The sequence below is a fragment of the Nostoc sp. NMS8 genome, from assembly GCF_017115045.1.
In the GTDB taxonomy this organism is placed as follows: Bacteria; Cyanobacteriota; Cyanobacteriia; order Cyanobacteriales; family Nostocaceae; genus Nostoc.
In genome coordinates this window covers 55,474-75,684 of sequence record NZ_JABXKK010000046.1, presented here as the reverse complement: position 1 = coordinate 75,684, position 20,211 = coordinate 55,474, and the positions used below count along the sequence as shown (strand labels likewise).

Sequence of the window (20,211 nt, the reverse complement as noted above, 5' to 3'; positions counted from 1 at the left end):
AAAGGCATCGGATGAAGAATGCGCTGACACATTTGGCGATGATAGCATCAAGGTAATTCATCATGATGAATTACACGATTTAATAAGCGTGGACAGTCCAAGTTTACCTAGATGATATGCGAACATGAGCAATACAGGGCGTACAAAAAAACTAGCATCTTTCAACTGTGACCAAAGGATTTGGGAGCAGTTTATCGACCGATGCAAATCGAAAGGGACGACCGCAACAGCCACGCTGCTCGAATTTATCGAACTCTACTTAGACGATTCTCAAGATAAGGTTGATGCAATCAGTAATAATTTAGACAAACGCTTAGATTGTCAAATTAAGGCAAGTGTTGAGAAATACTTAGCTCTTGGTAACAAGAGTAACACCGCTCCTCCGAATGAAACGATATTAGCTATTTGCGAAAGACTTGATAAGCTGGAGTCACAAATTTCAAGTGAATCTAATAGCAACGAAACCACAGCAATTGATAATCTCACCAATTTAGAACAAAAAATTGAAAAGATGACAGCCCGAATGACAGAGTTGGCTGAGGCGATCATTAAAATTCAAGACTATCTCAACAGCCAACAAAAGCGGGGACAAAAATCGTACTACAGTAATTCATCCTTCCAAGGGCATACTCCCCGAATGCAACCGTTAACTGAAGAAGGTTTAGCCAAGAGGCTTGGTGTAAGTGAGGAAACTGTACGCAAGGAGCGAATTAAACTTCCCCCACCGCTTTTTGTCGCATGGTGTAAGGGCAAAGATAGAGCAGGTTTAGGGTGGGAATTTAACGAAAATACGGGATTATATCAGCCAGCAAGTTAGTATAAGGTGCGACCACCTGGGTGCTGAATTCTTACTTAAAATATTGCTTTTTATTTTGGTATTTCTCTTTAGCGTCAGCTTTTGTTGAGGCTTTTTATTGTTGAGAGAGAGGGTGCCATTGGTTGCTCAACAATATTTAGGATAATCAATCGTTTCTTACGATTGCCCTATCTCTAACTCTGCTGCCGGAATAGCCATAGATATTAAAAGTGTAAGGGGAGCAGTAGTCTGGTTGGATACGATAGCTCAAGCGCTGTTTAGAAGTTAGGCACGGGTTTGATTAAGTACATCAGTTAGGATTGCCGTCACTGGAGTTAGGGAGCAGATTAATCTCTTAGCATCCCAATGTTTTTTCAATGTATATTGACAAGTATTTTTGGTGTGTGGTTAATGAAGTACCAGGGATTTGCAGAGATTATGCTCGTGTTAGTAGTTTGAAAAAATTTGCTTACTACTAATAAAACCCTCACTTTCTTAGGAGGGTTGTAGTAGAGCTACAAGTGAGAAGAGAGCAATCAGTTAGAGGTTCTGCACTGAGCAATAATTTCCATAGCTCTTCTTTGATGTTCAGGGATGGAGTTGAGGGCAGATATAAGTAATTCCCGCAGAATTTCAGACTGATTTCTTCCAACCACCTGTGAATAGAGCTTCAAATCACTCACATATTTTGGTTCTACGCGAAGTGTGACACTGGCAGAATTATGTTTATTTGACTTGGAACGCATAATTTGACTCCCCTTATAATATGCTCCTACAAGTATGGGTGTAATCGCATAACCTGAGAATAAAGTAATATTGTAATCATATCATAAAAACATTATAGAAGTCAGAATATTCAGCTTAAAAATCGAGAAATTAGCATAATATGTCAAAAGCGAGAGACAAGTTATCTATGAAAAATTCCAAAAAGAAAAAAGCTTCTCTACCAGTTTATCTAGATGAGTTTGAACGTGAAAGGTTAGAGAAAATCGCCTCTGATTGGGGTACAAGTTTATCAACCACAATCAAAAGGCTGATTAGAGAGAGAGAAATTAATTATTGAGTAATGTCATCAATAAAAAACTGAATAAAGTCGGATGATAATATTTGAATTTTGTCTTACATTCTGTGAAAAAAGTTCACATAAAAGCTTGTTAAGTTTGGCTCAAGCTTTATTTTATGTGATAGTATGATGCAGTTACTAACAGTAGAAACAAAAGTAATAATTCAGCACCCAGAAGTCAGAATATATAAGAACTTTATTGAAACTAGGATATTTATCAAGTCTTTATTTGATTTTTTAAGTATTCTGACTTCTGACTTCTGACTCCTGAATTATTACAAGCAAAATAAATATGGTGAATATTTATGTCAAACAAATTCTGCTTTAGTGTTGCAACTTGGCACTGCTATTTTTTGGCAATCGTTAATATTGAGTAGCGCTCATAGATGCGTAATGTCAAAAGGTGCGTGTACGGAGTCAGCCTCCGCCCAGACTTTCCACTGAATCGCCATACCCTTGATTCTGACGAATGTATTCTTCTCTTAAGTTTCGAGGTAACACAATTAGACTTATCTGACTATTTATGACAAACAAAGGAGCGATTGTTTTGGTAAGTAATAGAAACGAACACGGGTCACGCCAAAGAGCTAAAACTAAGAATCAGTTAATTGCCAAGCTGATTGGCAGAGTAGGTTTGAAATACCAATATCAGATATATGCAGTTGGGACAACGTTGATTGTGGCTTTTCAAACAATGCCAGCCCATGCGTTTGGACTATTTGACCCAGCACAAATTGCATTGACGTGTATGTTTGGAACAGCAGCAGCTACAGGGAATGCCTCTATTAACGCCTTACCCGCAGTAATAAACGCTGCAATAACAGTAATGTTATTCGTTTATTTCGTAGCGTCTGGGGTGAAGGTGGCTAATGCACTGGGAGACGGACAAGAAGTAACGCAAATGGTGCAACAACCTATAGGCATATTTTTTGTGACTCTGGTGTTATTCATCGCCCAAAACATTCTTTTTGCTGGTGTCACAGCAGCTTGTTAATTAAAAGGGAACTCTTAAGAGGGAACTCTTAACACACTTAATGAACGTCTTTTTAAAAGAGCAGGGTCAGAAAATGTTTTCCAGCCTTCCCATTCCTCCTTTTTGGTCCCGGATTTCTCATCCTTAATTCTGTTCCCTATTGCCCGTTCTCTATTCCCTATTTTATGAAACAACAACCACAAATTAAACAAGTTAATCAATCTTTAGGTCAAAATGCCTCAATAGGGATTTTGACGGGTTTTCAGTTTGCGATTTCTTTAGTTTCATTTGGGGTAGGTTTTTTCATAGCATTCTTATTTGGCATAGGAATGATATGGAGCATATTAATAGGTGTTTGGGTAAGTGCTACAGCTTTAGTTTTATCAGGGAAACGACCTTATTTATTTTGGTCTAGAGTGTTCCCAGGTGTTCCAATATGGTCTAGAGGATACGTCAGATACTCTTCTCCTCAAAATAAGAAAAGAGCAGGCTCTAAAAAAATTCCTAAATCATGGTGATAAGAGGAGGAAAGGGGAAGGGGGAAAGGGGAAAGGGGAAAGGCTTATTACTTTATTGATTGGTTAATGGATTGAATTTGATTAGATAGCATCCGGCTTAATTCCATAACTTGACTATAAAGCTGTGTATAAGATGATTGGTTTAAATATCCAACTTCCAATGCCACTCTTAGAAGACTACGAACTTCTCCCGCAGAGCCTTTGGCAATATTTAAAAAGTTCAAATACTCTTTGCGAGAATGTCTTTCAAACCCCTCTGCAATGTTAGTAGGCACTGACACTGAAGCGCGTCTTAACTGATCTCTCAAGCCAAAATCTCTACTCAGTTCACCTTATTTAGTAATTAAGTAAATGTCTAAAACCCAATTCAATCCCTTTCTGCCATACTCTTAAATCCTCGAAAGTTTCAATTTTCTTCTTTTCCATTATTTTCCTTTCCCCTCGCCCCTTATCCCCAGAGGGGGCCCCACCTTCCCCTTTAACCTTTCCCCCTATTCTAAGATATTGATCAAATCATGGTGAAAATTAAGAATTCCCCAAATGTCAAAAAAGTATCGGCTTTTGAAGATTTTTTGGATTTGACCACAATAATTAGATTAAAAAAAGGCAGCTATACTGTTGGGGCATATTTGTTAAGTAAAAAGCAAGTAAGTGACACGAATAATACTTTACAGTTAGTATTTGGATATAGCTGTACAGGGTTTCATCCGTTGTTTAATTCGGATGAACAAGTAGAAGCGATAGCGAAAGCTTTTGAGAATGGTTGCAAAGAAATTCCCCAGGGAGAAAAATTTACTTTTCGCTGGTCTTCTTTATGTGATGAATCAGAAGTATTTGAAGCTTATCGAGAGAGATTGACAAATCCAGTATCTCCTGAAAGTGAGTTTTTGGATTGGGGGCAAGTAGCAAGAATGCAAGAACTGTCGCGCCGACGGCAGCGTAAAAATATAAAATTGAACATTTACACAACTTTCACTATTAAACCAGGAGGGACAGAGGGAGGTGATGCTGTAGATAGAGCGATAGTGAAACTAGCGAATTTTTTACAGCGTCGGTTTACACCAACGGGAGCAACTGAACTGACAAAGAAAAATTTAATCCAGATTCTGGAAAAAGCAATAAATGTGTCATTGAGACATCAACAGATATTATCTGAAATGAAATTATTCCCATCACCGAAAACAGAAAAGGAGCTATGGAATGATTTAAGTTATTGCCTGGGAGCGAAAAATGTAAAAGTACCACATACATTAGTATTTGATGAATCGGGGTTAAGGGAAGAAATTAACGAAGCGCCACCATTAAAATCACAATATATTGACCAATTACACGCGACTTCAGTACTTTTAAACAATGGGATTCCCTACGCTGATAGGCAATGGGTATGCTTACCAAGTAAAAATAAAGAGAAAAAATATGTAGGAGTGATGACCCTGGCTCAAAAACCAGAAGCATTTGCTTCTACAAGGGATCAGGTGCGCTTTTTATGGAATGTGTTTTCGCGTGAAGTGATTTATGATGTTGAAATCATCACAGAAATCAGCCCAGCCGATCAAAAACTGACTAGGCTAACTCAACAGTTAATAACTAGGCGTTCGCGTCATGCGGAAATTAGTGCCAGCAAAAAAACTATCGACGTAGCATCACAGATTAATACTGAATGGTCGGTAAATGCCCAAAAGCAGTTATACACAGGTGATGTGCCAGAAAATCTAGCATTAATTGTTCTTGTATACCGCAACTCCTTAGAAGAAATTGATGATGCTTGCAGACTGATTTCAGGTTATATAAACCAGCCAACGGAGTTAATACGTGAAAGCCAGTATGCATGGTCTATCTGGTTAGATACTTTACTGATAAAACAAAAACCCCAACTAACCAGCCCTTACAACAGACGGACAACATTTTTCACGAGCGAGATAATCGGATTAACGCCAGTAATACAGAATATGAAAGCCGATGAAAAAGGCTTTGAATTGATTGCAGATGAAGGGCACTCATCAGTTTGGATAGATTTCTCAAAAACGAAAAATGTAATGATTATTGGGACTACAGGGAGTGGGAAATCAGTATTAGTATCGTCAATTATTGCGGAGTGCTTGGCAAAAGATATGTCGGTATTAATTATAGATTTGCCAAACGATGACGGTTCAGGAACCTTCGGAGATTTTACGCCATACTACAACGGATTCTACTTTGATATCTCCAGACAATCAAATAATATTGTTCAGCCGCTAGATTTATCAAAAATCCCATTATCACAAAGAGAAGACAGGGTAAAAGCACATCGCAATGATGTAAATCTAATAGTGTTGCAGTTGGTTCTGGGTTCACAGCAGTTTGAGGGGTTCCTTGCTCAAACAATAGAATCGTTGATACCTTTAGGGACAAAAGCTTTTTACGAGAATCCAGATATTGAACGACGTTTTGAGTTGGCACACTCAGCAGGAATCGGAACCCCAGAGTGGGATAACACGCCGACTCTAGTTGATATGGAACAGTTTTTTTGTGCCGATTGTATTGATTTAGGCTATGAGGATGAGAATGTTGATAAGGCGCTCAATTATATACGCTTACGACTACAGTACTGGCAAGCAAGCTCAATAGGAAATGCAATTTGTAAACCTTCAACTTTCCAAACAGACAGCAAGCTAATTACGTTTGCATTAACGAATCTGCAATCAGATAGAGAAGCAGAGGTGTTCGGGATGTCAGCGTATATTGCGGCATCGAGACAATCACTATCATCGACAAACAGTATGTTTTTCATGGATGAGGCGAGTGTATTGCTACGGTTCCCGTCGTTATCTCGGTTAGTAGGCCGTAAATGTGCTACGGCTCGGAAATCAGGATGTCGCATTGCTCTAGCTGCTCAAGATGTGATTTCGATTGCCAAATCAGAAGCAGGGGAACAAATATTACAAAATATGCCTTGTCGATTAATCGGGCGAATTGTCCCAGGGGCAGCGAGAAGTTTTTCGGAATTGCTTGGTATGCCGAGAGAAATTATAGATGTAAATGAAACTTTCATGCCAAACATCCAACAGCTATATACGTTATGGCTGTTGGACTACAACAATAAATATATAAGATGCCGTTATTATCCTTCATCTCCCCTTTTGGGTTTGGTTGTGAATGGTAGGGAGGAGCAAGAATCACGAGACAAGTTTAAAAAAATTTACAATGATAAGTTCACTTGGGTGGCAGAATTTTCAAAGTATTATGTTGAGTGCATTAAGCAAGGGAAACCATTATGAAAATTCTTGCATTATTAATTCAAAACAAGATTTTATTGGCAATATTGGCAGGTGTAGTATCAATTGGAAGTTTTCAAGTATGGAAAGACAATCAAGTGAAATATGAGAAGTTTATTGCTAGTCAAGAAAATAATTGTAAAGTGTATATGAAAATGGGAGAGGATGCAGTTAAACGGAGTCCGAGTTTGAGAAACCTCAAATACAATAATATAGTGACTCCCGGACTAAAGCAGCCTGGAATAAATTCTCAATACGAAGTAGACAGTAGATATCTTTTACTTTACAACAAGCCTGTTTCTACTCTTCCACCAAATACTGTGGTTTATGAGAATGGCTTTTTTAAAAGTTTATTATCAAAGGCTAATTATCCTCCTGATTCATTGCTGGTTAAAGCTGTTTCTTTTGATGTGAAAAATCAACAAGCAACTGTTAGTTCGTATTGTGCAAAAACCCCTTTTGTAGTTCGTTTGGAGAATTTATATGAAGAATTTCAACCAGTTGATCGTGATCTCAGGGGTAGTAGTTCAAATTTATTTTTCTAGTATTCCAGCCAATGCAGCTAATGTCGAATCTAGCAATAATTCAAATCAATCTTTTTTGCTGCAATTTCAAGAAATTTACAATAGCTTACAAACTTACATAAATAGCTATCAAAAAGAATTTACTAAAGCTGTAGGAAAGCTGGAAGCGGAATTAAATCAAGCAATTCAATCTAGTGTAGGTGATTTAGGAATTCCCGATCCTTTAAAAGCTGGCAAGAATATTGAGGAAGTTTTACAACAGCAAGAAACTGAATTACTAGTATTAGACCCTCGGATTCAAGCCCAGGATGCTATTAAAGAATGGAACCAGCAATACACTCGCGGTCAATCTCAATCAGTATTAGGTGGAGAGGGTCAAAGAGTACAAGCTCAAGAAGCCCAAATAACCAATGATGCGATTTCGCAATCTTCAGATAACGCTGATGCTGCCCAGCAGGATGTTATCACCCAAGACATCTTAAAAAAGATGGCTGTCCAAAATTTACAAACGGCTGTGGTTAGCAAATCAATTCATGCAGAAGCTCAGAAACAATCCCGTTCATTAGCTGCTGCAAATATTAATCTTGCTGATATTTCTAGCCGTATGGATGAACAAGCAAGACTTGAGCAGCAAGAATCTAATGCAGCAGCTAGACAAATATTGCATTCTGCTGCTGTCAATGATGCTTTTTGGGAAAATCAATAAAGAGGGGGAAGGGGGAAATGGCACGCTTGTTAAGCGCAAAGCCGTGATTTAACTGGCTTTTGAGTGTGGGGAGAGGGGGGAGTGTGGGGAGTGTGGGGAGTGTGGGGGGTAAGACTTCTTCCTCATCCTCCCACACTCCCATACCTCCCTCAGACAAAGGTTTCAGGTTTTCTTAGTGCCATTCGCCCCTTCCCCTTTTTAATAAAATAGCTGATTAAATAAAATGCTTTTAACTATCCTTTTTGCTCAATCAACAGGTCAGCAACCTGGATAAAATACGGGTACTACTAATTCAGGTGAGATCGTTGATGGTGCTATTGATGGGGCAGATTTGATTGTCAAATCTTTTGCTAATGATTGGGCAGAGCTAGCATCTGGGACAAGTTCTATTTATATAGCTGTTGTGGCTGTATCAATGTTGGTTGCAGTAGTTTTAGTCAGCTTTGCCTCCTTGGGTTGGTATAGAAAGTTCGCTGAAGAAGGATTTTCTTACAATTTTGTAAGTGAGATGGTTTTTCCGTTGTTAGTAATTATAATGCTGACTAACAATGGTTTTTTATTGGCTAATACCACAATCGCTCTCAAGGATGTGTCGGCTAATCTAAACAGGAGTATCCTAAGTATTACTAGAAACGGTGTAAAGCTGAAAGATGCTATAAGGAATGTGAATGCAGATCAGAGTTTCATTTTAGCTACACAGACAGCTTTGAGTGAATGCGAAAAACTTGAAACTTCTCAAACGGATAGTAAGGGCAACACAACAAATCCTAGACAAACTTGCATCAAAGAGAGTATAGAAAAAGCTCAATCAGACGCGCGCGAAGCCAGAGAGAAAAGGGGAACTGGTTCAGGTACGGGAAGCTGGAACCCTTTGGATATTGGTGGTGAACTTGTTAATAGTGCAATTCAAGGTCTTGTTTATGTGATCCTGAGTGGTTTATCCGCAGGTTTCCAATATATAGTGCAATTATCCTTTTTGTTAGTTGCTTACGTTGCACCTATATTCTTGGCATTATCTTTACTGCCTTTTGAAAGCAAGCCTCTTTATGCCTGGTTGTCCGGTTGGCTAGGTTTGACACTAATACTAATTTCATACTCGATAATAGTAGGTATAGTTGCGAGTGCGATAGTTGACAAACCTTCAAGCAATCCATTGTTGATGCAACTAATACAAGCAATTTTTTCGCCATTACTTGCAGTAGCCATTGGCACAGGAGGGGGGATGTCAGTATTCACAGCTTTTACTAGTGGAATTAAATTCTCTGTGGGATTAAGAAAATGAGGCTATTAGAAAAAAAAGAATTAAATTTCACTCCAATATTTTTGATAGGGAATGCAGTATTACTGAGCCTACTACTGTTAATAGAAATCATAAATTTTGCGAGAGTCGGAACTATAGCTAACTCGAAAGCACCGACATTAGTAGAATTAAATGATGGAGAATCTATAAGAGTTAGCGCGATACATAGTGAGGAGAGATCGCCTCAAGCCATCAGGTATTTTGTCGGGCAGACAATGACAGGGTTACTGAGTTGGAATGCATTACCAAAAGTGACTGGTGACTACGATGCAGACTCTACGAAAAAATTAAAGCTTGATGTGGGTGTGCAAACAGGGAATAGCAAAATTACAACGAATGTATGGGCTACAGGGTTTGCGTTATCAGAAGATTTCCGTGCTGAGTTTTTAAAAGAAATAGGAAATCTCACACCACCAGATGTATTTAATGGTACGACTCAATCAATTTTAAAAATCAGTTTACTTAGCGAACCCAAAAAAGTAAAACCAGGAAAGTTTCAAGTAGATATGGTAGGGGAAGTAATAGTTTTTCAGGGTAATAACCTGGTTGGAGAACCAATAGGGTTTAACAAAAGTGTTTTTGTCAAAGTGATAGACACACCGACATTGCCGCAGATTTCATCTGAGTTTCAACAAACAGCTTATCGTGTCCGCAAAGCAGGTTTAGAAATATATAAAATTCAAGATTTGAATTTATGACACAAACGCAAGAATCTCCAGCAGTAAATGAAAGAAACGTTCACCCCCTAGAGGATGAAGCAGAATTTTTAGCAAAAGAACAGTCAGACAAGAGAGTAGAGAATGACCTAGCTAACCCAGGTTCTTTGGATAAGAAAGATAAAGATTTCGCTGCGATGAATGGGGTAAGTATTCAGCTTGAATCCTTAGCTGATACAGAAGCCCCTGAACCAGAAGAAATCACAACTACTCGTACAATCCCGCAAAACCCGCTTTTAAAGATGGGTGTTATCGGTGGGATAATATTGATTTTTATAATGATTGTTGGCGGACTAATTAATGGTTCTATGAATGCCCTGAACTTTTCTACTACAAAAATAGAATCACCAAAAATAAGTCTTGAAACAACAGAAGAACCAGTCAAAGATGAGACAGGACAAAATAAAACAGCTTTAGCTTTGACTAGCCAGAATGTGGAATTTAAGAAAATCCGCGATCAAAAGGCAGAAGCAACAGCAACACCTAGTCCCACATTCACACCTGTGACGGTAGCTCCACCACCGACAAGAACAATACCTCAGCGTACACAACCAGTAACAGTTTCTAGAAATCCCTCTCCACCGAGAATTAATACACCGACTAGACGCTCGTTGCCAGTTATTCAACCTCAACCTCAACCAAAACAAGTAGCACGAGTAATCCCCAATGCAAGTTCGGCTGTAAAAATTCAACCTCTAGACCCGATGCAACAATGGCTTTCTGTTGCAAACATTGGTAGTTTCAGTAGTTCAGTCAACTCTGATGATGAACAATTAAACCCCAGTGGGATAAAAGGGGGAATAGGGTCAAGTACAGAAGTTAAAAATCAAACTACTGCACAAACAACTGATTATAATACAAAGCGTATTTTAGTTGGTAGTACTACAGAAGGACGACTAGAGACACCAATATTTTGGGGGGCTAATGATGATATCGGTCAAAATTACCTGATTAAAATATCCCTTCCATTGAAAGCATCAGATGGTAGTGAAGTGTTGCCTACGGGTTCTTATCTAGTAGCTCAATTGACTAATTCAAATGGCTCAGGATTTGCCCAATTGCGCGGGGTTTCAGTTTTAATTAATTCCGAAGGGAACACGCAAGAAAAGAAACTGCCAGAAAACGCTGTTTTAATTATGTCGAAGAACGGCAGTTTTCTCAAAGCCGAATCTCGCAAAGGTAGTAATTTAGGAGGTGATTTGATGTCGGTCGTAATTGCCGGTGTTGCCAAGGCTGCTGAGATCCAGAATCGCCCAAGAAGTCAGACCAACATAGATTCTAATGGATTTTCTAGTACTACAACTACTAATGATGATAAAAATATAATCTCTGCTTTTGGTGAAGGTGCATTTAACAATGTTCTCGAAGGTATTAAAGCATCTAATCAAAGCCGCTCTGGGCAATTAAATAGCCAAGAAAAAGTGTTCGTGATTGATGCTGGTCAGACAGTACAGGTATTCGTTAATCAAACGATTTCGTTATGAAAAAGATTCTAGCCCTAGCTGCAACATTATTGTTAATTAACTCTCATCAGGTTTTAGCTGGAAGTGTTAGAACTGTTTACTCTCAAGATGTTGATTCTAATTTTCTGGAACTGAAAATTTGGAAAGGTTATGGACTGACTATTAATTTGATGTCTACAGGTGAAACAATCAAACAAGTTTGGATTGGCGACCCCTCTAGAATTACTTTTACTTCAAACGGTGGTTTATGCCCAAAGCAGTCCGACGATTCTGAATGTGTAGGAGGTAAAGCGACTGTAATCTTTCTTCGCCAGATTGACCCGATCAAGTTTCCTGTTACCTCTAGCAGCAATGGAAGCACTCAAATTACATTACTTACTAATGAAAAGCAATATCAATTCAAGATAGTTCCCGCTAGTGGCAACCCAGCTTACACGAGTTTGGTGATTAAATCTGACTCAGATCGCCCATTGCCAATTAGCCCGGAACTATCGCCACTTCCCCTAACAGTTGAAAAACCGCAATCAGTGCCGTCAGACTTCTCGCAGCCCTCGCCTCAACCTGTTGCCGTTTTACGCCCCAATCCTGGGACTACGCTAAACGGCGCAATTCAAAGGAACGATGCTAATGCCCTCGCTTTTGGGCTAGCAGAGGCTGGGCGGAAAGGTCAAGTTAAACCCGGATCTACCACCTGGAACAAGGTACAAGATGCAATTAAATTGTTACGGCGTGGCAAGACTAGAGATGAGGCGATTTCGCTTTCTCAAGTCGATAAACCCACTTTTAATCAATTACTTGAATGGGGACGATTGTGAACCATTTTTCTAAATGTTCATCTACGCGGCGTAAATCAAGAACAATGTCCCGATTACTTTAACAAAAATCATGAAATCTAAGCCTTTTTTACTGGCTGCTTTCGCTTCTCTGCTTCCCCTTTCCGCCTCAGTCGCGCAGACACCGACAATTGAGTATTCTCAAGGCTTGTACAAAACGGCTGCCCCCGACTGGTCGAAAATCACATGGGAAACCTTGCCGCCCGTTCAGCAGCCAGGATTTTTAACAATCCCTAAAAACCTGATTTCAGTTTTTGGATACGACCCCTCGCGCTCGTGGACAGCAGGGCAAAAAGTAGATTCTGTTGTGATGCTGGGTGATGCGGATGATGCCTTTAAGATGTCTGCCTTGAGCTTAAAGTCCATTGGCACGGTGGCTTTGCCGACTACAGTTACAACCACCAAACCCACCCTCAAAGACTTTGGGTTAATGCAATGGCAAACGCCAAAAACATTAGTTAAAGCGATGCCCGAACTGGGCAGGGTTAACCTATCTAAGGTTCCCCCACTAGCCGCTCTATTCTCTAAGAATCGCGGACTGGGTAGCAGCACTGTTTCTCAAGCCATAGCCTCAAATCCTCAAGCCGCAGATTTGACATTAGATAAGATTGATCTAAGTAAGTATTCTCTTGATTCAATTCCTGGGTTGGACAAAGCTCAATTAGGGAAATTTAAATCATGGCAGCAAGCTTATGTAAATCAAGTTCCTAATTTAAATCAAGTGCCCTTCGATAAGATGCCTCAACCAATTAATTCTGGTGTTGGTGTTGTGGGTATCGCATCCGTTGTACTTGGCACGGCAGAGAAGGGCAACGCTTGGGCAGGGAATGATTACTTTGTATCCGGCAGGGTTGTCAGAGGTGATCGCACTGAAGAGGTAGCCTGTCCTCCCAGCATTGAATGCTCATACTTAGAAATGGGGGATTTTGCTGGCAGTCAGGGTGGCTTGTATGGTAAGCGTTGGGCATCGGGTTCATCTCAGCAAGTTAAGGGCGGTTATGGAATTCTTGCCGCCGTTAATGGAGGCAAGGAACCCACGGGGCGGCTAGTGTATGGTAGTGGGTTCAAGGTGGCGCTAACTGGAGTTAATGAATCCAAGGGGACTGCCGACTTTGGCTTATTCTTTCGGATCTGTGCGCGACCGCCATTCCAGCAGAAAACTTGCACCCCTTACTTCATTGGGCCCGTGCCCTGGTTGCCCGTGAGCGAGAATGATTTGGTTATTGTGGGGAGCGGACAATGACAACAACGACCAACACGCAAGTCAATGCTAACCAATTCATTCCACCAGGACTTGAGTCTGCACTAATTTCACCTGCTGGACTTGGATTACTAGCCTGTGGTGCAGTAATTGTGGTGGCTAAATATATTGATGCTAAAGGAGGTATTGCCAAGCTAGCGACTGCAAGATGGGGCGGGGCAGCAGAGAAGACAGCAGCCCGTAAACTAGCGTGTAAACAAATAAATAAACGTAAACATAATCGTGTGTCGTTGTACGTCGGTACTCCCAAGAATACAACAAGCGTTGTTGTCAATGGTGTCAGAAAAACGCGCATTCCCGAAGATCCAGCAACACTTTACCTACCAGACGCGCAAAGGGGGATTTTCGTTTGTGGTGGACCAGGTTGTGGAAAGTCATTTTCAATGATTGTGCGATTCGTTGATTAGTGAATCACGGTGTAAGTCCGTACATAATTAATCCAACCCGACAGCAGATTACTGTCATTAAAGGTTGAACTCTCGGTTGGATGTAGGTGTAAGTCCTACCATTCAGACTCAGAATTGACTCCTTACCTGCCCACACTGAGTAGACTCGGTTTCTACAGGGTGAAGCTGGGAACAGGGCGTAATTAGACAGCCGTTGCGGGCTGACACTAGCGCTAATAGGGAGTTCCCATGATGAAACAGAGCCTATAAAAGCAACTTAGAGAAAAGCAGGGCGCAACATAAAACCCTTGACTTCACTGGAGATAACCCCGCCGTGGAAGATCATAACAACGGTAAGAGTCCTGGGGTTCTAGTAGTTGAATTGGCTACATCTAAAGGAACTATCAATCATACCGAGGGAACGAATAAAAACGATTTGTGAGTCTTGGGGAAGTCGAACCCCAGGTAAGCCAGACGAGCGGACGAACTCTCACAAGTCGGGTAGGACAGTCCGTAATTGGACTGAGGTGTTCAGAATACATTAACTAGAGAAGAGAAAATGATTAGGCACAGTGTCAAAACTAGTGAATCTTGGAAAGCTCTACCGTGGAAGAAATTCCGTAGGAACCTTTTCCGCCTTCAAAAGCGCGTGTACAAAGCTGTTCAAGTTGGAGACAAGCGGAAAGCTATATCACTCCAGAGGCTTATTCTAAAATCAACCTCGGCTCGATTTCTTGCAATAAGACAAGTATCTCAGTTAAACGCTGGTAAAAAGACGGCGGGTATTGATGGCAAAAAATCTCTAACTTTTAGCGAACGCTTCTATCTAGAAGAATGGTTAAGAGTTAATAGCGGAGATTGGAAGCATCAAGGCTTACGGGAAATCCCCATCCCCAAAAAGGACGGGACAACCAGAATGCTTAAGATACCAACTATCGCGGATAGAGCTTGGCAATGTCTAGCTAAATACGCTCTGGAAGCCGCACATGAAGCAACTTTCCACGCTAGGAGTTACGGGTTTAGACCTGGGCGCTCTGCCCACGATGCACAACAGAGCATCTTTAATAACCTAAACTCAAGCAGCAACGGAATAGAAAAACGAGTAATAGAACTCGATATCGAAAAATGCTTCGATAGGATTAATCACTCAACGATTATGGATGAACTCATTGCCCCTAAAGGCTTAAAACTCGGAATATACCGATGCCTCAAGGCTGGAGTTAACCCACAATTCCCCGAACAGGGTACGCCTCAAGGGGGAGTAGTTAGCCCATTACTAGCTAATATTGCTCTCAACGGGATTGAAAATATCCACAGATACCACTATGGATACAAAGAAGGAAAGATAATAACGGAAAAAACACCGGGAAAATCGATTAGTGAGCCATCAATCCGCTATGCGGATGACATGGTTATTATACTCCGCCCCGAAGATGATGCAGAAGAGATACTTGAAAGAATCGCCGAATTCCTCCGCATTCGCGGAATGAATGTAAGCCAAAAGAAAACCAAAGTCACCGCCGCGACAGACGGGTTTGATTTCCTCGGCTGGAACTTTAAAGTCCAGAAAAACGGAAAGTTCAGAAGTACTCCCTCAGTGGATAACTTTAAAGCATTCCGTAAGAAAGTAAAACACGTTGTCAACAACTCGAATTATGGTTCTATCGTCAAGGCTGAGAAATTAGCACCGATAGTTAGAGGTTGGAGAAACTACCACAAGTTCTGTAAGATGGATGGTTCAAAGCATTCGCTTTGGTTCTTGTCCAGCAGAGCATACACGGTATTTAACAAGGAAACAAAGCAAAACCGCTATTCGAGCGAAAAGCTCATAAAGAAAGCATTTCCAACGATTCCTTACTCCGAAAATAAACACGTCATGGTTCAGGGTACAAAATCCCCCTATGACGGAGATACAGCCTATTGGAGTAAACGTAACAGTAAACTCTACGACGGCGAAACTTCTATTGCTCTTAAAAAGCAAAACCATAGATGTGCTTCCTGCGGCTTAAAATTCATTGATGATGAGCGCATTAACTTGCACCACATCGACGGAAATCACGCCAACTGGAAAAAGAACAATCTAGAGGCAATCCACGAAAGTTGTCACGATTATAAGCACATGAGCAAAAGCGCAAGCTGAGAACATCGGGAGCCGTGTACACAGAAATGGGTACGCACGGATCTAACTGAGAGGTGCGGGGAATAATATCCCCCATCGACTCAACCAATCCGTTGATTCGTTCAGCAATAGATCAGGGGTTCCCTTTAGCACTTTATGATTTTAAGTATGCACAGCAAGAATCAGTCACAGATGCACCTAAAGGACAAGCACCAATACTAGCAGGATACGCCCTAAAACGTGGTTATCAAGTCACCATTTTAGCTCCAGGTTTTGCAGAGTCGGCAGTTGCTAACCCAATAGACTTTCTTCGTAGTAATGAAGATTCGGAAATGGCGCGGCAGTTGGCAATCACACTTAACCGCAATTTCCAACTCGGTGATAAAGATTCTGGAAATGGCTTCTTTACCAACGCTGGCGATCAGTTAGTCCAAGCCGTCTTTATGCTGGCAAAGGGCACAGAGTATCCAGATATCATGATGTGCCAAGCGATACTAGGGTTGCCAAAGTTAGTTAAGCGCATAGAGCAAGCAGAAAATCTGAATTTCATGGTTAGAGAGGCTTTCGCACAGTTTGTATCTGTAGCTGGTAGCCCAGAAACAGCAGCTAGCATAGTGGGAACAGCTAGCGGATTGTTCAGCCGATTTATGGTTCCGGCAGCATTGGCAGCTTTCTGCGGAAAAACCAATATTCCACTGGACTTGAAAGGACGGCAGATGGTGATATTTGGAATGAACAAAGAAAAGCGTGATGTAATTGCACCGTTGCTTGTCTCCATTCTGCATTTAATAATAAGTAGAAATGTCGCCTATAAACGCACTTGTCCTTTGGTGCTTGGGATTGATGAATTACCAACATTATATTTACCAGCCCTAGTAGATTGGTTGAACCAAAACCGCGAGGATGGACTAATTTCTATCTTAGGTTTACAAAATCTCTCAATGCTGATTGAATCCTATGGTGAAAACACAACTAATGCCATCTTTGGTGGTTGTGCTACCAAAGCATTCTTTAATCCTCAAGACGATGTGGCGGCAGAACGTTTTAGTAAGTTCTTAGGTGATGAAGAGATTAAATACAAGCAACGTTCTCGTTCATCAGGAGGCAAGGGTGGTGCAAGTATTTCTAATTCTGACCAAAACAGTACTCGCAAGTTATTTGATATCAACCAATTTAATACATTACCAGAAGGGAAAGCTGTAATTATTAGTCCAGGGTTTCGTTCTCGCGGACAGATAAGTATACCAATTTTGCAAAATATTCATATTCCTCAACATGAGATTAATTCGGAAGCGGCGAGTGTAAAAGCTTGGTATAAATTCCAAAAGTCATTAGCCAGGAAGTCTATTTTGAAACCTCCAGCAGATGAAGAAATGAGAATTCGTCGGGCAGAGGCATTAAAATTGTTGCCTTTGATAGAAACTCAAGAGCAGTTATCAGAATATGCTAGCTTGATTTAGGCAAGAAAAAGGGAACTCTTAACGGGGAACTCTTAAGAGGGGAAGAGGGAACTCTTAACTCTTAAGAGGGAACAGGAAAACTCATGTTTTTAAACATGACATTGAAATAATGACACTGTTTTTTTCGTGCTACGCATTTCAAAAAACATCTTTTTTTGACTGAGCTTTAAACTCTGAAATTTTAGTGTCTTGTCTATTCCCTATTCCCTATTCCCTGTTCCCTGTTCCCTGTTCCCTGTTCTCTGGAGAAAATTCATGTCGCCAAGTAAGTTTTACCCGTTCTCTGATTATGATAGAAAACAAATTGCAAAACTCCCTCCTGATATAGCAGCCCTAGCAGATAAATATCCAAGCGAAATTTTAAACACTGCTGAGAGTTGGGATAACTTGCCTTTTGATGCTAACTATCTTCCTGAGTGCCTTGAAGTCTATAGTAGCGATGCAGATGATGCCAATATTTTTGTGTTAAATGGTGTCCTGAAAGATTATGTCCCATCTCGCGCTGAAAAAAATACATCATCGATAACAGTGATGATTGATGGAGAATTTGCTTACATTGAAGTTGAAGGAAGACAGGTTCTTAATAAACTCGGTGGGATAGTTTTGCCAGAAGTAGCGATTAATCCTGAACTGTTAATTCAGTCAATTCTCAAAGGCGAAAATAATGATTGATGATGGTGAAGCGAAAGAAATTAAGCGAGATTATTTAGACATTTTAGAATCTCTCCTCCAACTCATCCATGCGAAAGCTAAAGAAAAAGGATTAGATCCCAGCAAGGATGTTCATATTTACTCTAGCTCTAGCAAAGTTTATCAAGGAACATTGGGAGAATCCCCCTCTAAAAACTTATTAACACCAACGATAGTAGAGAACTTAAAAAAAGCTCTGTCTGACCCGAAAAATTCTCAAGGTGCAATTTCTATTAAAATTGGCAATGAAAAAGTATTCCACATTAAAAATGGAGAGGTACTGACTGACAAATTAGGTTTAGCTCCCTCATCACTGAAAAATAAAGTTGTAAGTAATGAGCGAACCTACAGTGTAGAAGCTCTGGGGAAACAAGTGCAAGTATTGCAGAAAAAACTAAGCGAACAACAAAAACTTGTAGATAGTATCAAATCAGAAAAGCTTTCACCCGAATCTTTGTCAGAACTGGCTGCTCAAGTTGCCGAAATGGGTAAGTCTTTAGAAAAGCAACAACAGTTGATCGAAAACACCCAAAAAGCTTTGTCCCAGGTGAATCAGGGGTTTTTACCACAAGTTCAAAATACGGTTCTTCAAAACTGGGTTGGGTCAGTTGAACGTCAGGTAAAGAAAACGGCTTCAAACGCATTTGAGCGCCTTTTGGATGCGCTGACCCCTGAAGTCACGAAGTTAAGGAAAGAAATTGCACAGATGAAAGCTCAAATAGAGCAACAAGTTACTAACCGACTAGATGAAGCCAGGGATGAACTCAATCAACAAGTTGGTAACTTAACTCAAGAGTTACGTACACAAGTAGATGGTGTTAAAAACACGGTTGAGCAAAAGATTAAGGGTGTTCAGTCAGCCATTGACAATACTCGAACTGAACTACGGGCTGCTGTCGATGATGTCAAAGGTCAGGCAATTGAGCAAAGTGTCAAAGCCCTGTTGAATATCTTGGGCAAAGATAACCCTGATGGTTCTAAAAGTTTTAAGAGTACAAGTTTTGATTTTGAACGCCTTGGCGAGAATGTAATCGTTCGTGCCAAAAACGGCGATGCTGTTCTCACTGACGGAGTTTTATCACCTAACGTTAGTGACCAACAGTTACAGGCACTTGGTAAGGTTCAATCTGTTGTTGATATGCATCATCAAATTCAGCAGGATTCTCAACAAGAATCACAATCTAGAGGTATGCACAGATAAGCCCGCGTTTCTCACTCTTCTTGAGGGGCAGAGGGGAAAGAACAAGGCACATTGAACTCTCCTCTGCTCCCTATCTCCTCTGCCCCCGCCCCAGAAAGCTCCCCCAAGGTGGTGAAAATGCTTATTATTGCTTTATTGTTTGTACTGGGTGCGGTAATTTTTATTGCTTGGCTGTTTGGTTTTTTTCCGCCTCCTCTTCCTGAGCCAAAGTATCGCTCCCAAGATTTTAGACCTGACCAATTACCAGCCAAGAGTACAAAAGCGTCGTCAATTTCACCTCAAAATTTTGTACCACTAAGCCCAGCACCAACGCAAAAGGCTCTCTTAACTAAAAATTTTTTGAAGCCTGTACGACAAAGCCCAGCAACGACGCAAAAAGCTCTCTTAACTAAAAATTTCAAAAAGCAGTTACCACTAAGCAAAGCAACAACGCGAAGGGTTAGATTACCTAAAAATCTTAAGAAACACTTGAATAATATTGAGTACGCTTCTCAAGTGTTGCGACAGTTTCGTAGCATAACTCAATTAGCCAAATTGCCAATAGTAATCGCTACACTACGTAAGATATCACCTTACGTTTTTGAAGAGTTGGTACTTACTTGCTGCCTTGAACAGGGCTGGGAAATCCAACGCAACTTTCGGTACACTGGTGACGGCGGGATAGATGGTCGCGTGTTGATTTTGGGAAAGCTCTATGTAATCCAGGTTAAACGCTACGCTAATCACATTAATGCAGAACACATAAAAGATTTCCTGTACTGTATTGAACACGAAAGAGCTAGTGGTGGATTCTTCGTGCATAGTGGCATAACTGGACGGTTATCAAAAGAGTTGATTCGTCGCTCCAACAAAATAATCTTAGTGAGCGGTCAGAAACTAGTAAATTTTGTTTTAGGTAAGCAGTTGAAGATAATAGGGATAACAATACCAGTTAAATGAGTGAACAGT

At 40.6% G+C, this 20,211-nt stretch carries 20 protein-coding genes; 18 read left to right on the top strand and 2 right to left on the bottom strand.

The window, feature by feature from the left end:
- Window positions 1-124 precede the first annotated feature (124 nt).
- Window positions 125-817: a hypothetical protein gene (locus HWQ39_RS08015; protein WP_292843331.1), complete on the top strand. Its 693-nt coding sequence runs from the start codon at window positions 125-127 to the stop codon at window positions 815-817.
- Window positions 818-1,332: 515 nt separating this feature from the next.
- Here the strand turns inward: HWQ39_RS08015 and HWQ39_RS08010 are convergent.
- On the bottom strand, window positions 1,333-1,542 hold the full coding sequence (locus HWQ39_RS08010; RefSeq protein ID WP_147262545.1) for a hypothetical protein: 210 nt from the start codon (window positions 1,540-1,542) through the stop codon (window positions 1,333-1,335).
- Between the two features lie 167 nt (window positions 1,543-1,709).
- Between HWQ39_RS08010 and HWQ39_RS08005 the strand changes: the two genes are divergently transcribed.
- From HWQ39_RS08005 to HWQ39_RS07995, 3 genes are all read left to right on the top strand, one after another.
- Window positions 1,710-1,859, top strand: coding sequence for a ribbon-helix-helix protein, CopG family (locus HWQ39_RS08005; RefSeq protein ID WP_114083956.1), 150 nt, complete (start codon window positions 1,710-1,712; stop codon window positions 1,857-1,859).
- Between the two features lie 523 nt (window positions 1,860-2,382).
- On the top strand, window positions 2,383-2,853 hold the full coding sequence (locus tag HWQ39_RS08000) for a hypothetical protein (protein WP_292843326.1): 471 nt from the start codon (window positions 2,383-2,385) through the stop codon (window positions 2,851-2,853).
- Window positions 2,854-3,017: 164 nt separating this feature from the next.
- Window positions 3,018-3,350, top strand: coding sequence for a hypothetical protein (locus tag HWQ39_RS07995; RefSeq protein WP_292843324.1), 333 nt, complete (start codon window positions 3,018-3,020; stop codon window positions 3,348-3,350).
- A gap of 47 nt (window positions 3,351-3,397) precedes the next feature.
- Here HWQ39_RS07995 and HWQ39_RS07990 read toward each other — a convergent pair whose 3' ends face one another.
- The gene (locus HWQ39_RS07990; protein ID WP_292843322.1) at window positions 3,398-3,658 is read right to left on the bottom strand and encodes a four helix bundle protein; all 261 of its coding nucleotides are present in this window, start codon (window positions 3,656-3,658) and stop codon (window positions 3,398-3,400) included.
- 207 nt (window positions 3,659-3,865) lie between these two features.
- Here HWQ39_RS07990 and HWQ39_RS07985 point away from each other — a divergent pair, with 207 nt between their 5' ends.
- From HWQ39_RS07985 to HWQ39_RS07920, 14 genes are all read left to right on the top strand, one after another.
- Complete coding sequence (locus tag HWQ39_RS07985; protein WP_292843320.1) at window positions 3,866-6,607, top strand: DUF87 domain-containing protein; 2,742 nt, start codon at window positions 3,866-3,868, stop codon at window positions 6,605-6,607.
- Window positions 6,604-7,149 (top strand): hypothetical protein, encoded by a 546-nt coding sequence (locus tag HWQ39_RS07980; RefSeq protein ID WP_292843318.1) that lies wholly within the window; start codon window positions 6,604-6,606, stop codon window positions 7,147-7,149. Before HWQ39_RS07985 ends, HWQ39_RS07980 begins: the two co-directional genes overlap by 4 nt.
- Window positions 7,088-7,834 (top strand): hypothetical protein, encoded by a 747-nt coding sequence (locus tag HWQ39_RS07975; protein ID WP_292843316.1) that lies wholly within the window; start codon window positions 7,088-7,090, stop codon window positions 7,832-7,834. The genes HWQ39_RS07980 and HWQ39_RS07975 overlap by 62 nt, the downstream gene beginning before the upstream one ends.
- Window positions 7,835-8,165: 331 nt before the next feature.
- Window positions 8,166-9,116, top strand: coding sequence for a hypothetical protein (locus tag HWQ39_RS07970; protein ID WP_292843314.1), 951 nt, complete (start codon window positions 8,166-8,168; stop codon window positions 9,114-9,116).
- Window positions 9,113-9,832 carry a hypothetical protein gene (locus HWQ39_RS07965; RefSeq protein ID WP_292843312.1) on the top strand — a complete coding sequence of 240 codons (720 nt, stop codon included), beginning with the start codon at window positions 9,113-9,115 and terminating at the stop codon, window positions 9,830-9,832. Before HWQ39_RS07970 ends, HWQ39_RS07965 begins: the two co-directional genes overlap by 4 nt.
- Entirely contained in the window at window positions 9,829-11,334 is a 1,506-nt protein-coding gene (locus tag HWQ39_RS07960; RefSeq protein ID WP_292843310.1) for a hypothetical protein, read from the top strand. The genes HWQ39_RS07965 and HWQ39_RS07960 overlap by 4 nt, the downstream gene beginning before the upstream one ends.
- Window positions 11,331-12,128: a hypothetical protein gene (locus HWQ39_RS07955; protein ID WP_292843308.1), complete on the top strand. Its 798-nt coding sequence runs from the start codon at window positions 11,331-11,333 to the stop codon at window positions 12,126-12,128. The genes HWQ39_RS07960 and HWQ39_RS07955 overlap by 4 nt, the downstream gene beginning before the upstream one ends.
- Before the next feature lie 70 nt (window positions 12,129-12,198).
- The gene (locus tag HWQ39_RS07950; protein ID WP_292843306.1) at window positions 12,199-13,389 is read left to right on the top strand and encodes a hypothetical protein; all 1,191 of its coding nucleotides are present in this window, start codon (window positions 12,199-12,201) and stop codon (window positions 13,387-13,389) included.
- Window positions 13,386-13,814 (top strand): hypothetical protein, encoded by a 429-nt coding sequence (locus HWQ39_RS07945; RefSeq protein WP_292843304.1) that lies wholly within the window; start codon window positions 13,386-13,388, stop codon window positions 13,812-13,814. Before HWQ39_RS07950 ends, HWQ39_RS07945 begins: the two co-directional genes overlap by 4 nt.
- Window positions 13,815-14,352: 538 nt before the next feature.
- Window positions 14,353-15,933: a reverse transcriptase domain-containing protein gene (locus HWQ39_RS07940; RefSeq protein WP_292843302.1), complete on the top strand. Its 1,581-nt coding sequence runs from the start codon at window positions 14,353-14,355 to the stop codon at window positions 15,931-15,933.
- Window positions 15,934-15,986: 53 nt separating this feature from the next.
- Window positions 15,987-17,372: a TraM recognition domain-containing protein gene (locus HWQ39_RS07935; RefSeq protein WP_292843300.1), complete on the top strand. Its 1,386-nt coding sequence runs from the start codon at window positions 15,987-15,989 to the stop codon at window positions 17,370-17,372.
- 255 nt (window positions 17,373-17,627) lie between these two features.
- Window positions 17,628-18,044 (top strand): hypothetical protein, encoded by a 417-nt coding sequence (locus tag HWQ39_RS07930; RefSeq protein ID WP_292843298.1) that lies wholly within the window; start codon window positions 17,628-17,630, stop codon window positions 18,042-18,044.
- Entirely contained in the window at window positions 18,037-19,263 is a 1,227-nt protein-coding gene (locus tag HWQ39_RS07925; protein ID WP_292843296.1) for a hypothetical protein, read from the top strand. Before HWQ39_RS07930 ends, HWQ39_RS07925 begins: the two co-directional genes overlap by 8 nt.
- Before the next feature lie 117 nt (window positions 19,264-19,380).
- Window positions 19,381-20,202 (top strand): restriction endonuclease, encoded by an 822-nt coding sequence (locus HWQ39_RS07920; protein ID WP_292843294.1) that lies wholly within the window; start codon window positions 19,381-19,383, stop codon window positions 20,200-20,202.
- Window positions 20,203-20,211 lie beyond the last annotated feature (9 nt).